Origin of the sequence: Ralstonia sp. PBBBR1 (assembly GCF_002256165.1) — a bacterium.
Lineage (GTDB): Bacteria > Pseudomonadota > Gammaproteobacteria > Burkholderiales > Burkholderiaceae > Ralstonia > Ralstonia thomasii.
This window is the reverse complement of record NZ_NKIL01000002.1, coordinates 552437-567257: the sequence shown is the minus strand read 5'-3', so window position 1 is coordinate 567257 and position 14821 is coordinate 552437. Positions and strand designations below refer to the sequence as shown.

General features: G+C 64.4%; 9 protein-coding genes and 1 other RNA gene. 5 read left to right on the top strand and 5 right to left on the bottom strand.

Annotation, left to right across the window (positions count from 1 at the left end; all coding sequences use genetic code 11):
- Nucleotides 1-58 precede the first annotated feature (58 nt).
- On the bottom strand, nucleotides 59-727 hold the full coding sequence (locus tag CFE42_RS02670; RefSeq protein WP_004626243.1) for a response regulator transcription factor: 669 nt from the start codon (nucleotides 725-727) through the stop codon (nucleotides 59-61).
- A 376-nt stretch (nucleotides 728-1103) separates the two neighbouring features.
- On the opposite strand from CFE42_RS02670, the gene CFE42_RS02665 reads away from it, so the two are divergent.
- Nucleotides 1104-1745, top strand: a complete 642-nt coding sequence (locus CFE42_RS02665; protein ID WP_004626245.1) for a hypothetical protein — start codon at nucleotides 1104-1106, stop codon at nucleotides 1743-1745.
- Between the two features lie 147 nt (nucleotides 1746-1892).
- On the opposite strand, the gene CFE42_RS02660 is transcribed toward CFE42_RS02665, so the two are convergent.
- The 3 genes from CFE42_RS02660 to trxA all read right to left on the bottom strand — a co-directional run bounded on the left by CFE42_RS02660 (nucleotide 1893) and on the right by trxA (nucleotide 5313).
- Nucleotides 1893-3266, bottom strand: a complete 1374-nt coding sequence (locus CFE42_RS02660) for a sigma-54 dependent transcriptional regulator (protein WP_004626248.1) — start codon at nucleotides 3264-3266, stop codon at nucleotides 1893-1895.
- Between the two features lie 268 nt (nucleotides 3267-3534).
- Complete coding sequence (gene rho / locus CFE42_RS02655; protein ID WP_004626250.1) at nucleotides 3535-4797, bottom strand: transcription termination factor Rho; 1263 nt, start codon at nucleotides 4795-4797, stop codon at nucleotides 3535-3537.
- 189 nt (nucleotides 4798-4986) lie between these two features.
- Nucleotides 4987-5313, bottom strand: a complete 327-nt coding sequence (gene trxA, locus CFE42_RS02650) for a thioredoxin TrxA (protein ID WP_004626253.1) — start codon at nucleotides 5311-5313, stop codon at nucleotides 4987-4989.
- A 217-nt stretch (nucleotides 5314-5530) separates the two neighbouring features.
- Between trxA and CFE42_RS02645 the strand changes: the two genes are divergently transcribed.
- Nucleotides 5531-8380 (top strand): PD-(D/E)XK nuclease family protein, encoded by a 2850-nt coding sequence (locus CFE42_RS02645; protein ID WP_004626255.1) that lies wholly within the window; start codon nucleotides 5531-5533, stop codon nucleotides 8378-8380.
- On the top strand, nucleotides 8377-11898 hold the full coding sequence (locus CFE42_RS02640) for an exodeoxyribonuclease V subunit beta (RefSeq protein WP_004626256.1): 3522 nt from the start codon (nucleotides 8377-8379) through the stop codon (nucleotides 11896-11898). The genes CFE42_RS02645 and CFE42_RS02640 overlap by 4 nt, the downstream gene beginning before the upstream one ends.
- A 63-nt stretch (nucleotides 11899-11961) precedes the next feature.
- On the opposite strand, the gene ffs is transcribed toward CFE42_RS02640, so the two are convergent.
- An RNA gene (gene ffs, locus CFE42_RS02635) (signal recognition particle sRNA small type) lies at nucleotides 11962-12060 on the bottom strand.
- A 126-nt stretch (nucleotides 12061-12186) separates the two neighbouring features.
- Here ffs and CFE42_RS02630 point away from each other — a divergent pair.
- On the top strand, nucleotides 12187-14388 hold the full coding sequence (locus tag CFE42_RS02630; RefSeq protein WP_004626258.1) for a DNA polymerase III subunit gamma/tau: 2202 nt from the start codon (nucleotides 12187-12189) through the stop codon (nucleotides 14386-14388).
- A gap of 85 nt (nucleotides 14389-14473) precedes the next feature.
- A complete protein-coding gene (locus tag CFE42_RS02625) occupies nucleotides 14474-14821 on the top strand; it encodes a YbaB/EbfC family nucleoid-associated protein (RefSeq protein WP_004626260.1) in 348 nt (115 codons plus the stop codon).

Below are 14821 nucleotides of genomic sequence, written 5' to 3'. Positions count from 1 at the left end.
CCAGTATATCGACCGTCGCGCGCGACTTCGCGACGCGCGCTTTCATTTGGGGATGGGGTCAGGCGACCGACAGCAGGCGCGCGCCGCGCTGGTTGGCGACGTACTCGGCCTCGGTACGGCTGCGTACTTTCAGGCGCCGATACAGGGTGCTGATATGCGCCTTGGCTGTCGCCTCGGAGATGTTCAGCATGCGGCTGATCGTCTTGACCGGATGCCCGCGCGAGAGCAGCACCAGAATCTCGTACTGCCGGGGCGTAATGCCGAGCAGCTTCGGATCGGTCTGAGGGTCGCCAGCGAGCGCAGGGTTGGGCGCACCGTCCAGGCGCGATTCCGGCAGCAGTGCGCTGGCCGGAATGTATTGGCCACCCACCAGCACCAGTTCCAGCGAAGCCGCGATGACTTCGCCCGGCGAATGCTTGAGCGTGTACCCGGACAATCCCATCTGCATCAGCGTACGGATGATGTCGGGCGATTCGGATTCAGCCAGCACGACCACGTGGCGCGCGTGCGGCCGGTGCATGATCTCGCCGATGGCCGACAACTCATCGAGATGTGGCAGCGGCAGGCCGATGACAAGAAGACCCGCGTCGGCATTGGTTTCGATGGCGTCGAACATCCCTTCGTCTGGCTCGACGACAGTGACGCCGGTGACGCCTTTGAGCGTCCGTAGCAGGTGCGCAATGCCTGTACGCACCAACGGATGGGCTTCGATCAAAACAGTGTTCATCGTTGTTCTCGACCTGTTACCGATCTTGCGAACATCCTTGTCGCCCAGGCGAGATACAGGCCGGAGCAGACCCCCGTTCCGAATCATTTTAGTGGCGGAAGTCAAAAATGACAGCCGCCACGGCCATGCCTCGGGACTCTCGTTGCTGCGTCCTGGCTACTGTAGCCCAGCGTTTGCCAGGGCGCGCAATTCGACCACTGGAGAGCCTGCGCCCGACCACCGCGATTTTTGATGGCGACAGCTGTTTCAGTCGCGACACAAAATCGCCTGTCATGCCGGGTTGGATGGTTCTCCGCGTTGAAAATATCCCGTTAAAACAAGGCGTTAGCCGTCATGGCATGGATGTCGCTCTATCCCCGACGGGGAGGAGCTAGCCATGCCGACAATCGCGCAGCGCTGTGCTCGACGTTTGCCGTTCGGGTGGACGGTCGAGAGGACCGGAGTGGTGGCAAACCGCGCGGCCATGATCGTCATGATGCCGGCGCTCGCAATAGACGGCGACCTCATCGTGCGGCGTGCAATCGCGCTGCTGGTCGCCCTTCGAAGCGTTCTCGCCGATACGTTGCCGGCGCGACTCGCATTCGGTCTTGTTCCCACCCGCGCATTCGATCCATCCACCGGTTCTGTCGTGTCCGCACTCACGGACGGCGAACTGAGTACGTCGCATGCGTGGCTTAACAATCCAACGGCGAGGGGGCTTGCGCAATCCCCCCAGAAGTGGGGTGTATCCGGGTGTGTGTCAGCTACCGCGCCGGATGATCGGCGCCGCGACAGTCTCTTGGCGCAGGTCGGCGCTGTTGGTGCGACTCCGCGTGCACTAAATGTGGCGCTTTCGCAACGTACGCTGCAGGAGCAGGTACGGCGGCTGTTCAACGGTTTCGTGCTCCGTCCCCCGGCGGGCACTCTTTTCTCATTAGCCATCCTCAAGCGGGATCCCGATGCAAGCCAACCTGACCGCATTTGCCGCGCTAGCGCCGCCGATTCCTTCGCATGCCAGCTGCTGGATTCAGCGCACTGAACCAAGTATTGGATGAATCGGGTGAGGAAAGCGAGAGGCTGGCCGGGGCGCCATTCCTTCGGCTTGCCCAAAAAAAAAGCGCATCCGGGGGGGCATAGCACCCACGCTATGCCCCCGCCGATCGGAATGAAAGCGATGAGCCCAGGCCTAGGCCGGGTGCAGTGGATGCTCTGCTCGAATGCCGTGCTTCTGCATCAACCGATACAGCGTGACGCGAGACACCGCCAATTCGCGCGCGGTCATGCCCATATGGAAGCCGTTGCGGGCGATGGCCGTGCGGATGGCATCGGACTCTGCACCCTCGCGCGCTTCCTCCAGTGTCTGGCCCGAGACGGATGCATAGCCTTCGAGGTGCAGGTCGGCCGCGGAGATCTTGCGGTTGTCGGTCATCACCAGCGCGCGGCGCACGCGGTTGATGAGTTCGCGCACGTTGCCCGGCCACGGGTAATGCATCATCGCGTGCAGCGCGCAGGGCGTGAACCCGCGGATCCGGTGCGACGCCTCGCTGGCATGCTGGGCCAGGATGTGTTGGGCCAGCAGCACGATGTCGCTGCCGCGCTCGCGAAGCGGTGGCACCGACAAGGTGAGCACGCACAGTCGATGAAACAGATCGGTGCGAAATCCGCCGTGGTGTTGGGCGGCTTCCAGATCCACGTGCGTTGCCGAAATGATGCGGATGTCCAGCGGAATCGCCTGGTGCCCGCCAAGCCGCGTAATCGTGCCTTGTTGCAGGAAGCGCAGCAGGCTGACTTGGCTCTCAAGCGGCAGGTCGCCGATTTCATCGAGGAACAGCGTGCCGCCGTTGGCATGCTCGACCCAGCCGATATGACGCTGATGCGCGCCGGTAAACGCGCCTTTTTCGTAGCCAAACAATTCGGACTGGATCAGGTGCGGCGGAATCGCCCCGCAATTGATGGCGATGAACGGCCCGCCTGCGCGCGAGGAAGCCTCGTGAATGGCCTGGGCAGTCAGCTCCTTGCCCGTGCCTGACTCCCCCGCGATGAAGGCTGGCGCGCTGTTCTGCGCGACCTTGCGGATGGCGCGAAACAGGCCGTGCATGGCAGGGCACTCGCCCAGCATGCGCGCATGATTGGCCTTCGGCGCTGGCGTGACTTCCTGCGCGAGCGAGGCCATGCCCCAGGCGTGACGCAGCGAATACGCAGCCTCGTCCGTGCGCAGCGGCATCTGCACGTAGTCCACGCAGTAATCGCGCACGAGCTGGCGCACGCGTTCGTGGTTCAGCATGGCCGGCGGCAGGGCCGCCACCCAGCCCACATGCGAGACTTGCATGCAGCGCTCGAGCAAATCCAACTCCGCAGCAGAGAACGCGCTGCCGAAATCGACCAAGCCCGCCTTGGGAACGCCGTCACGAATGGCACAGCCCAGTTCGCGCATCGACGCTACGCGTCGCACGTGCCAGTCCGCACCCAAAATCGTCTCGTCGATCTCCCCCATCCCCGCGCGTGACGCCACTACGACGGTTCGGCACGCGGCAGTACATTCCAGCGACTCTTCGCGCATGGTTTCCCCCGTTCGATTTTTCGTGTGGTTCGTTCTTTGCCGAGGCGGCCCGGCCAGGGCAGGCTTGCAGTATGGTTGCCGGGTTTCTCTTTTGCGATGACGTTTAAGGACGATGGTGGCAAACGCTTGCGCGCCCGGACTGTAATGCAAATGAACTAGCGAATTTCACGACTTTGACAAGAGAACACTGAGGAAAAACTTGTAGTTGACACAGCAATAAAAAAAGCGCACCACGATGGGTGCGCTTTTCGCTATGCAGGCAGGAGACTTAGCCGCCGCGTCGCATCATGTCGAAGAACTCAGCGTTGTTTTTCGTCGTCTTGAGTTTGTCGAGCAGGAATTCCATCGCCTCGACCTCATCCATGTCATGGATGAACTTACGCAGAATCCACACCTTCTGCAGGATGTCCGGCTTGATCAGCAGTTCTTCCCGGCGCGTGCCCGACTTGTTCAGGTTGATGGCGGGGTAGACGCGCTTTTCGGCCAGGCGGCGTTCCAGGTGCACTTCCATGTTGCCGGTGCCCTTGAATTCTTCATAGATCACGTCGTCCATGCGGCTGCCGGTTTCGATCAGCGCCGTACCGATGATGGTGAGCGAACCGCCTTCTTCCAGGTTACGTGCCGCACCGAAGAAACGCTTCGGGCGCTGCAGCGCATTGGCGTCGACACCGCCGGTCAGCACCTTGCCCGAGGTTGGCACCACAGTGTTGTAGGCGCGGGCCAGTCGCGTGATCGAGTCCAACACGATCACCACGTCCTTCTTCAGTTCGACCAGGCGCTTGGCCTTTTCGATGACCATTTCGGCCACCTGCACGTGACGCACGGCAGGCTCATCGAACGTCGATGCCACCACTTCACCGCGCACGGTGCGCTGCATTTCGGTCACTTCTTCCGGGCGCTCGTCGATCAGCAGTACGAACAGCTCGGCTTCCGGATGGTTGGTCGCGATGGCGTGCGCAATGTGCTGCAGCATCACGGTCTTGCCCGACTTCGGGCTTGCTACCAGCAGCGCCCGCTGGCCGCGACCGATCGGGGCGATCATGTCGATGATGCGGCCAGTGATGTTCTCTTCGGCCTTGATGTCGCGTTCGAGCGTGAGCGGCTTGTTCGGGTGCAGCGGCGTCAGGTTCTCGAACATGATGCGGTTCTTCACCGCTTCAGGAGGCTGCGTATTGACCTTGTCGACCTTCACCAGCGCGAAGTAGCGCTCGCCATCCTTGGGCGTGCGGACTTCACCTTCGATGGTGTCACCGGTGTGCAAATTGAATCGGCGGATCTGCGACGGGCTGATGTAGATATCGTCGGTACTGGCCAGATACGAGGTTTCCGGCGAGCGCAGAAAACCGAAGCCATCGGGCAGCACTTCAAGTGTGCCGTCCCCGAAAATCGTTTCCCCCTGTTTCGCCTTCTTTTTCAGGATGGCAAACATCAATTCCTGTTTGCGCATGCGCTGCGCGTTATCGATCTCCAGCTGCCCCGCCATTTCCAGCAATTGGGACACGTGCAAGGATTTCAGTTCTGTCAGATGCATAGACGAAAGATGAGGGAAGGGCCCGAACGGGCGGCGAAACGAGAAACGGGGGAGGGGGGACAGGTCGAGCGAACGCTCGGGGAAACAGATTGGCTGCAATCTTAGCACAACGCTGGCGGGCTTCCAGGCGGAAGTGCGCCAGCGTGTGTGTGGGGCAACGCGAAAGGTCGCCTATAGCCGAAAAACGGCTTACAGGTGGCTGTCCAGGAATGCAGTCAGTTGCGACTTGGACAGCGCGCCCACCTTTTGCGCGGCCACAGCGCCATTCTTGAACAGAATCAGCGTTGGGATGCCGCGAATGCCGAACTTGGCCGGCACGCCCTGGTTCTCATCGACGTTGATCTTGGCGATTTGCACCTTCTCGCCGTAGTCCTTGGAAACCTCGTCCAGGATCGGGGCGATCATTTTGCAAGGACCGCACCATTCGGCCCAGAAATCGACCAGCACGGGTTTGTCGGACTTGAGCACGTCTGCCTCGAAGGACGCGTCGCTCACATACTTGATCTGTTCGCTCATGGCGGGAACCTCTGTTATTTCGTAAAAGCTGGCGACGTGCGCCGAACCCATACATTACACGATTACACGGACCGGCGTGCATTGAGACCACTGTCGGCGCGGATGCTGCTGATATAGTACTGACGCCTCTATTTTCAACCGATTCGACTGTTGATTGTGGCTATCTCGCCGATAGCCGCAGGTCTTCGCTTCCCGGTATATCGCCATATTCCCTCGCATGCAGACGCTTGCCTTCGCGCCTGGCCCAGCATTCCTTTCCCGTGCCGCCGACGCTGCATGGCGCTTTCTGGATGCGCATGCGCAATCCCCCGGTACCGCGACGATCGTCGTGCCGACAGCCGCGCAGATTCCCGGGGTGCGCAGTGCCCTGCATGCCAATGCGCAAGCGGCCGGCACGCCGCGTTTGCTGCCGCGCATTCTGACCCTGGGGCATTGGCTGCTCGATTTGCCACCGGAAGCAGGTTCGCCCGCCGGGCGCACGCCGCTGTCGCGATTGCTTGCGGTGCAGCAGGCGCTCAAGACGCAGGCTTGGCTGCGTGAAGCGCTGGGCGCGCAGGACGATGCCGCCCTGTGGGGCGTAGCGCAGGTGCTCGTGACGGTGTCGGACGAGTTGTCGCAACGTTGGCTGACGCTTGATGCCGCACACAGTGGCGCAGATAGGCGGTCTGATGCGCTGGAGTCGGCGTTGGCGGAAGCGTTGGAGCGCACTTACGCACAATTGTCCGAACGCTTTCTCGGCACCGAATCGCGCATTGTGCTGACGTTCTGGCGGTTGCTTTCAGGCGCGGCGGACCCGATTCCAATGCGGCTGCGTGCCATGCGGCGCTTGCTGGACGAATTGCACGGCCCCATCGTCTGGATGAGCCCGTCGGACCCTGAGGCGGTCGATCTGGATTTCCTGCAGCGTGCCGCCGAGCGCGTGCCAGTGCTGAGCATCGGCTACGACTGGAATGCGCCCGAGGCCGGCACATCTGCGACGCCTTCCACGCATGCGGATTTCCGCGACTTGCTGCTGCACGCCTGGCCTGAGTGCGCGACGGCCGCACAGGCTGCGGACGATGGCGCCGATGCGCGGATGCAGGCGCCAATCCTGCGCATTGCTGGTGCTACACGCTTTGAGGACGAAGCGGCCTTCGCCGCGCATACGCTGGTCGATTGGTTGAACGCCGGGCGCCGCTCGTTGGCGTTGGTGGCGCAGGATCGCATCGTTGCGCGGCGCGTTCGCGCATTGTTGGCGCGCGTGAACGTGCCGGTGCGGGACGAGACCGGCTGGAAGCTTTCCACGACGCGCGCCGCCGCAGCGCTCATGCGCTGGGTCGACGTGGTGCAGGGCGATGGCGACACCGCTGCGCTCCTCGATCTCGTCAAAAGCCCTTTCTGTCTGCGTGACGCCGATGCCGGCACGGCCACGCCCGCATGGGTCGCAGAACTGGAGCGCCGAGTGCGCCGGCACAACGTTTCGGGTGGCTGGGGGCGGCTGCGCCGGCTGGTGGCGGATCGCCCCGCCAATGATGCCGATGCCGATGGCGAAGCGAAGGTCAGCCGCCTGGCCGATCGCCTCGGCGTGCTGGCCGACGAAGCTGCGCTGTGGCGCCGTGTCGGCAGCGCGACGCTTGACGCGTGGGTAACGCTGCTGGCAGGCACGCTCGATCGTCTGCATATGCGCACCGGCTTGCAGAACGACGACGCAGGGCGCCAATTGCTCGATTGGATCGACCGCCTGCGGGCATCCATACATGGCAGCACCGATGCGGGCGCGCGTTTTTCGCTCACGGAGTGGCGTGCACTGCTGTCGATGCTGCTCGAATCTGCGGTCTTCAGTGAGCCTTCACCGCCTGCTGATCGGCGTGTTGTCATCCTGCCGCTGAATGGTGCGCGCATGCGGCGCTTTGATGGTGTCGTGGTGGTGGGTTGCGACGATGCGCAGTTGCCGTCGGCGCAGCCGGAGTGGCTGTTTTTCTCCAACGACGTGCGCCGTGAACTGGGTTTGCCCGACCGCGCGCAGCGCTTTGCGCAGCAGGCGCGCGACTTGGCTGAAGTGTTGCTCAACCAGCCCGAGGTCGTGTTGACCTGGCAGCGCCACGGCGGACGCGGCGAGCCGCACCGCCTTTCCGGCTGGCTCGAACGCCTGCAACGCCGGTTGGCAGTGAGCGGCGTGCGTATTGATACGTCCGTCGTGTTGCCCAGCCTGCAGACCACGAGCCAACCAGCCGGCATGCCAGCGCCGGCCGCGCCTGTGCTGGTGCCGTCCACGCTGAGTGCGGCCGCGTACAACAGCCTGCGCCGCTGTCCGTACCAGTTTTTCGTTGGTCGCATGCTTCGCCTGGGCGAGCTGGAAGAGGTCTCCGACGAGCTGGAGAAACGCGACATCGGCGAAATCCTGCACGCAATCCTGCATCGCTTTCATCGGCAGTTGCTGGAAGTGCCGATGCATGACCCGGCTGATCGTCAGGCGCTCCTGCAGGCCATCACCGACGAACAGTTCGGCCCGCTGCTGGCCGAGGATGGCAACGCACTGCGCTTCTATCGGCGTTGGCTCGGTGTGATGCCGTCGTACCTGGCGTGGCAGGCCGCGCGCGAGGCTGACGGCTGGCGCTTTGAGGCTGGCGAGGTCGATGTCGATACGTCGATCACGTTGCGGGACGAGCGCCCGCTGCGCTTGCGCGGCCGTATCGACCGCATTGACGTGCACGACGAACACGGCGTGGCGGTGCTTGATTACAAGACGCAATCACAGATGGTGCTGGTGCGTCGCGCCAAGGCACCGTTTGAGGATTGCCAGCTCCCGTTTTATGGCGTGCTCGATGCGCGTGCAGTTGCGGGCGGCTGGGTTTCGCTCGACGGCGAGGCGCGCGGGGACAAGCGCGACGTTGCGTTGCCCGACTTCACGCAAGTCGTCGACTGGTTGATTGAACAGATGCAAAAGGACATGACGGCTCTCTCAGCCGGTGCGCCGCTGCCGGCCTTCGGTGATGAATCGGCGTGCCGTTACTGCGCGGCGCGCGGCCTGTGCCGCAAGGGATACTGGACCGACGGTGCTCCGCGCGAGCCGGAGAGCGCGGCATGAGCGATCACGCTTACGAATGCGACGGCGCACCCGTCTCGCCTGAAGCCTTCTCGCGCGCTGCGTGCGAACCGCAGCGCTCGGTCGTGGTGGAAGCATGCGCGGGCAGCGGCAAGACGTGGCTGCTGGTCACGCGTATGTTGCGCTTGCTGCTGGCGGGCGCCGCGCCGTCGGACATTCTCGCCATCACGTTCACGCGCAAGGCCGCCGAAGAAATGCGCCAGCGTTTGCTGGACATCCTCGCGCAACTGGCCGCCGCCGACGATGAGGGCGTCGTGCGCGAACTCGTCGCGCGCACGGTGGACGAGCGCGATGCGTCGGCGCTGATTGAAACCGCGCGAGGCTTGTATGCGCGCGTGCTGGAGTCGCCCTCGCGCATGGCGATCGATACGTTCCACGGCTGGTTCGGGTCGCTGCTGCGCGGTGCGCCGCTGTCGTCGGGGGTGCAACAGGGCGCGTCGTTGCGTGAAGATGCCGGACGGCTGCGGCGTGAAGCGTGGGCGCCTGTCTGGCGCGGCCTGCTGGCGGAAGATCACGCTGAGTTGCGCGCCGCGTATGAAACGCTTGCCGATCTGGTCGGCGATTTCCAGGCCGGTCGCCTGCTCGATGCAATGTTTCATCAGCGCAGCGATTGGTGGGCGTACAAGGCGCAGGCGGGCGGCCGTCCGCTGGCTGCGTTGGACGAACTGCTTGGCGACGATGCGACGGTCGATCCGTTGATCGAAGCGCTGCAGGATGCGGCATTGCTGGCCGACATGCTGCACGTGTCCGGCTGGCTTGGGCAGGGCGGTGCGGCCGAAGGCAAGCGCGCGGTGGCCATCGAATCGGCGGTGACTGCTGCGCGCGGAATGGATGTCTCTGATGAAGCCGCGCGCGTACGAGCATTTGATGCGCTCTTTGCGGCCTTCCACACGCAGGCCGGCAAGGCGCGTGCCTGCAAGCCGACCAAGGCACTGATCAAGGCCGTCGGCGACGAACACGCGCGAACGCTGGTGACCCTGCACACTGCGCTCTGCGAGGCGCTGACCACCATCCAGGCGCGGCGCCAGGAAGCCCGCGTGCGCGCCGCCAATGCTGCATTGTTCGCTCTGGGTGACGCACTCATCGATCGCTACCAGGCGTACAAACGTCAGACGCGCGCGATGGATTTCACCGATCTCGAATGGGAAGCGGCGCGCCTGATGCAGCAAGACGACACGGCCGCCTACCTGCAGGTGCGGCTCGACGCGCGCTACAAGCATCTGCTGCTCGACGAGTTTCAAGATACGAACCCGATGCAGTGGCGCATCCTGCAAGGCTGGCTGGCCGGTTATGCGGGCACCGGCACGCAGCCGAGCGTATTCCTGGTGGGCGATCCCAAGCAATCGATCTACCGTTTCCGTCGTGCGGATGCCCGGCTGTTCGATGCTGCGCGTGAAATGCTGGTCGCAGAATTCAACGCGACCGTGCTGCGCACCAACCGCACGCGTCGCAACGCGCCGGCGGTGCTGGAGTGGGTTAACGCCGTGTTCCTGCAGGCGCGGGCGCGCGGCGACTATCCCATCTACGCCGAGCAAAGCACGGCCGTGGATGCGCCTGTAGGCAAAGCGCTGCTGTTGCCGCTGGTGCCCGTGTTGGAAGCCGAGCGGGTCGACGAAACCACGCCACGCGACACGCTTACCGAACCGCGCGAAGAGGCCGGCGATTCGCAGCGATATGCAGAGGGCCGCCAAGTAGCCGCCTGCCTGCGCGCGTTGCACGCCAGCGAGCGCATTCGCGAAGGCGGCGTCGAGCGCTCCGTGCGCTGGAGCGATTTCCAGCTGCTCGTCCGCCGCAAGCGCTACCTCGCCGATTACGAACGTGCGCTGCGCGACGCCGGCGTGCCGTATCTGAGCCCGCGCCGTGGCGGTCTGCTGGCGACGCTCGAAGCCCTCGATCTGTGCGCGCTGCTTGATTTTCTGATGACGCCGCAGGCCGATCTGTCGCTTGCACATGTGCTGCGCAGCCCGGTGTTCGCCGCCACGGACGATCACCTCATCGCACTGGCGCAGTTTGGCGAAGGCACTCTCGCATTGACATGGTGGGAGCGGTTGACTGCCTTGGCCGGTCAGGCTGATGCGTCGGACACCTTCCACTATGCGCATCGCATGCTGTCGCGCTGGCTGGCGGTGGCGCCCACGCTGCCCGTGCACGATCTGCTCGATCACATCGTCTACACCGGCGAACTCAAGCGCCGCTATGCCGAACGCGCGCCCGCCGCCAATCGCGATCAAGTGCTCGCCAACCTGGATGCGTTTTTGAAGCTCGCCCTCGATCTGGACGGTGGCCGCTATCCGAGCCTGCCGAAGTTCATGGCGGAGCTGCGGGCCATCCGCCAGGGCGACGAGGACGAAAGTCCCGACGAAGGCATGCAGGGCGACACCGATGCGCCGGATGCCATCGATGCCGAAGTTGCCAGCGAAGGCCTCGATGCCGCACAGATACTGACCGTACATGCCTCGAAGGGGTTGGAAGCGCCGTTCGTCGTGCTGCTCGACAGCCACCATAGCGACGCGCGTGTCGATACCGCCGGCATCCTGATCGACTGGCCGCCGGGCGCGCAGGCACCTACGCATTTCTCCGCGTTTGGCAAGACGTCCGAGCGGGGCCTCGCACGCGATCCGCTCTTCAAGCAAGAACATGATCTCGCCGAGCGCGAGAACTGGAATCTGCTTTACGTGGCGATGACGCGCGCGCGACAAGCGTTGATCGTTTCCGGCGTCGCAAACAAGCGTGATGCCGCTGCAGCCCAATCTGTCGATGAGGGCGACGCGCCCGAAGTGGACGGTACGGCGAGCTGGTACACACACCTTGCCACGGCGGGCGTGGCGTCACCCGCGCCCATGGTGGATGGCGCAGCCGATTCGGCTGACAATGCGGCAGGGCCTGAGGCAGTCTCCTATCACGACTTCCGCGCGCCGCTTACGGTGACAGTGCGTGTCGGCGCCGCTGGCGCATCCGCCGAGGGCCCCGCCGATATCGTCTTCGACCAAGGCGCCGTCGCACAGGGCGAACTGCTGCATGCGGTGCTCGAGCGCCTGACGCGTCGCGGCTTGCCCGAACAGGCGCCCGACGCTGAGACGATCGCGCGCTGGTTCAGCGCCACCGGTGTCACGCAGGCCGACGCCACACGCACCGCTGACGCCGTGCGCAGAATGCTTTCAGCCGAGACGCTGATGCATGTCTTCGACCCTGCGTGTTTCGACGCCGCACATAACGAGATCGAGCTTTTCGCTCCGGACGGTGCGCTGTTGCGCATCGATCGCCTGATCGAACGCGGTAACGACATCCTCGTGGTCGACTACAAGCTGCGCCTGCTGCCCGTCGAACGCGCCGCCTATGCGGATCAGCTGCGCGGCTATGTGGCCGCCATCTCGCCGATGTACCCGGGTCGCAACGTGCGCGCGGGCGTCGCCACCGCGCAGGGCGAATGGATCGACCTGGACGCGTTACCCAAGCCGGTACAGACGTCACACGACGACAGCCAAGGCGCGCTGTTCTGATGCGGACGGCACAGACGACACAGACGAAAAAGGGGAGGGTGATGCGGGAGGGGAAAAGAGAAAGGGGACGAGCCTGACCCTCGGCACTGGCGGAAAACGGCTGTGGCTGCTTCGTTCCCGACCTGACCAGGTTGACCGCGCCACCATGCGAGGAGGCCCGTCCGACCGACATTGTAACCGACTCGCACGTCCCCACTTGAATATCCTTGCAATTCGCTCGGCGCGCATGGAGGTTGACGCCTCCAAAACCGCGTCGGAAATCCACCTCGCTTTGCTACAATCCGCCGCATGAGTTATCAAGTGCTCGCCCGCAAGTGGCGCCCTCGCGATTTCACCACGCTGGTCGGTCAGGAACACGTGGTGAAAGCGCTCACGCATGCGCTCGAACAGCAGCGCCTGCACCACGCATACCTGTTCACGGGTACGCGCGGTGTCGGCAAGACGACGCTGTCGCGCATCCTTGCCAAATCGCTCAATTGCGTCGGCGCGGACGGGCAGGGCGGCATCACTGCGCAGCCGTGCGGCGTGTGCCGCGCCTGCACTGAAATCGATGCCGGGCGCTTTGTCGATTACATCGAGATGGATGCCGCCTCCAACCGCGGCGTCGACGAGATGGCCCAGTTGCTGGACCGCGCGGTCTATGCACCCACAAGCGGCCGCTTCAAGGTCTACATGATCGACGAAGTGCACATGCTGACCAACCACGCCTTCAATGCGATGCTGAAGACGCTGGAAGAGCCGCCCGAGCACGTCAAGTTCATCCTCGCGACCACCGATCCGCAGAAGATTCCGGTGACGGTGCTGTCGCGCTGCCTGCAGTTCAACCTCAAGCAGATGCCGCCGGGGCACATCGTGTCTCACCTCGATCGCATCCTTGGCGAAGAGGGCATCGCCCACGAGCCGAACGCGCTGCGTCTGCTGGCCGCCGCCGCCCAGGGTTCGATGCGTGATGCGCTGTCGCTCACCGACCAGGCCATCGCGTACAGCGCCGGCGACGTGAGCGAAGCCGCCGTGCGCGGCATGCTCGGCGCGATTGATCAGAGCTACCTCGTGCGCCTGCTCGATGCACTGGCCGATGAGAACGGCGCCGCGCTTGTCGAGATTGCCGACGAAATGGCCGGGCGCAGTCTGAGCTTCTCGGGCGCGCTGCAGGATCTTGCATCCCTGCTGCAGAAGATTGCGCTGGCGCAGGTCGTGCCCGCCGCTGTGCAGGACGATTGGCCAGAGGCTGATGATGTACGCCGCCTTGCCGAGCGGTTCGATGCGCAGTCCGTGCAACTGTTCTACCAGTTTGCCAACCTGGGCCGCAACGAATTGGCGCTCGCGCCGGATGAGTACGCCGGCTTCACGATGACGCTGCTGCGCATGCTTGCGTTCCAGCCCGGGCAGTCGGGTGGGGACACGGCGCCGCCTTCGGGCGGTGGCGGCGGGAAGCGCGCGATGCCGTTGGCTGCAACGCCAGCCGCATCGACGCGTCCGGCGGTTACGGCGACTGCGCCTGTGGCGGCGCCGGTTGCTCAGGTGGCGCCGGTGGCGGTGCGTCCGGAGCCGGTGGTCGAGGCGCCGCGTGCGACTTATCAGGCAACACCGCCGGCGCCTGCGCCCGTTGCTGCGGTTGCGCACACGCCGGCTGCAGCGCCAGCGCGTCGCTCGCCGGCGATGGAAGCCTTGGCCGCAGCGCGCCAGGCTTCGAACCGTGGCCGTGGCGGTGCTTCCGCACCTGTCGCCTCGCCGGTAGCCGCGCCTGCGCCTGCCGCACGTCCAGCTGCGCCCGCTGTGGGTCCACGTCCGAATCCTGCTGCTGCTGCTGCTGCGCCGGCATCCGCGCCGCCGCGCCGCGAACAGCCGGCTGGCGCTGCCGCTGCGTCCGATGACGGGCCACCGCCCTGGGATGAAATGCCAGGCGAATTTGCTTCGCCGTCGCTTGACGAGATGGACGCCGCGTTTGCCGGCTGGGATTCCGCGTCGAGCATGCGCCCCGGTGCGCCTGAACCGGCAGCACGTCCAGCACAGATCGAGGCGCCGTCAGCCGCGCTTGTGCCGGTCACGACGATCGCCCCGGAGCCGGTCGCCGCTGCTACGCCGCCTGATCTGAGCGCTAGCAGTCTTACAACGTTCGACGGCAGTTGGCCGGCGCTGGCGGCCAGCCTGCCGATCCGCGGCCTAGCTCAACAGCTGGCTTACCAGAGCGAGTTGGTGGCCGTGGAAGGCGCCACGATGCGCCTGCGTGTTCCGTTGCCCCCGCTGACCGACGCCAATGTCGTCGAGCGCCTGGAGGCAGCACTCACGGAACACTTCAGCACGCCCGTTCGCGTGGCGTGTGATATCGGACCGGCGCGCGCCACCGCGGCGGCAGTGGACGCCGAGCAGCGCGCCGAGCGCCAACGCAGTGCCGAAGACGCCATCGCCGCCAACCCGTTTGTTCAGGCTCTGGTCCGGGACTTTGCTGCGCAGGTCGTCCCCGGATCGATCCAACCGCACGCGCACTGAACGGAATTTCAGGACTGAACATTGAACCCCGGCGTGCCCCGCTGAGCGGCACGCCTTGCACGACCCATTCCAAGGAGCAATGACCATGATGAAAGGCCAGATCGCCGGGCTGATGAAGCAGGCCCAGCAGATGCAGGAAAACATGAAAAAGGCGCAGGAGCAGCTCGCCCTGATCGAGGTGGAAGGCGTGTCCGGCGCGGGCCTCGTGAAGGTAGTGATGACCTGCAAAAACGACGTGAAGCGTGTGTCGATCGACCCGAGCCTGCTGGCCGAAGGCGAAGACAAGGATCTGCTGGAAGACCTGATCGCCGCCGCATTCAACGACGCCGTGCGCAAGGCCGAGGCCACCACGCAAGAGAAGATGGGTTCGCTCACTTCAGGCCTGGGCGGTATGGCCGGCATGCTGCCGCCCGGCTTCAAGCTGCCCTTCTAA

What these genes read in the sequence shown, in the direction of transcription:
- CFE42_RS02640 (WP_004626256.1), top strand. Translation starts at nt 8,377, where the DNA reads ATGAGCGATCACGCTTACGAATGCGACGGCGCACCCGTCTCGCCTGAA.
- trxA (WP_004626253.1), bottom strand. Translation starts at nt 5,313, where the DNA reads ATGAGCGAACAGATCAAGTATGTGAGCGACGCGTCCTTCGAGGCAGAC.
- CFE42_RS02660 (WP_004626248.1), bottom strand. Translation starts at nt 3,266, where the DNA reads ATGCGCGAAGAGTCGCTGGAATGTACTGCCGCGTGCCGAACCGTCGTA.
- CFE42_RS02670 (WP_004626243.1), bottom strand. Translation starts at nt 727, where the DNA reads ATGAACACTGTTTTGATCGAAGCCCATCCGTTGGTGCGTACAGGCATT.
- CFE42_RS02665 (WP_004626245.1), top strand. Translation starts at nt 1,104, where the DNA reads ATGCCGACAATCGCGCAGCGCTGTGCTCGACGTTTGCCGTTCGGGTGG.
- rho (WP_004626250.1), bottom strand. Translation starts at nt 4,797, where the DNA reads ATGCATCTGACAGAACTGAAATCCTTGCACGTGTCCCAATTGCTGGAA.
- CFE42_RS02625 (WP_004626260.1), top strand. Translation starts at nt 14,474, where the DNA reads ATGATGAAAGGCCAGATCGCCGGGCTGATGAAGCAGGCCCAGCAGATG.
- CFE42_RS02630 (WP_004626258.1), top strand. Translation starts at nt 12,187, where the DNA reads ATGAGTTATCAAGTGCTCGCCCGCAAGTGGCGCCCTCGCGATTTCACC.
- CFE42_RS02645 (WP_004626255.1), top strand. Translation starts at nt 5,531, where the DNA reads ATGCAGACGCTTGCCTTCGCGCCTGGCCCAGCATTCCTTTCCCGTGCC.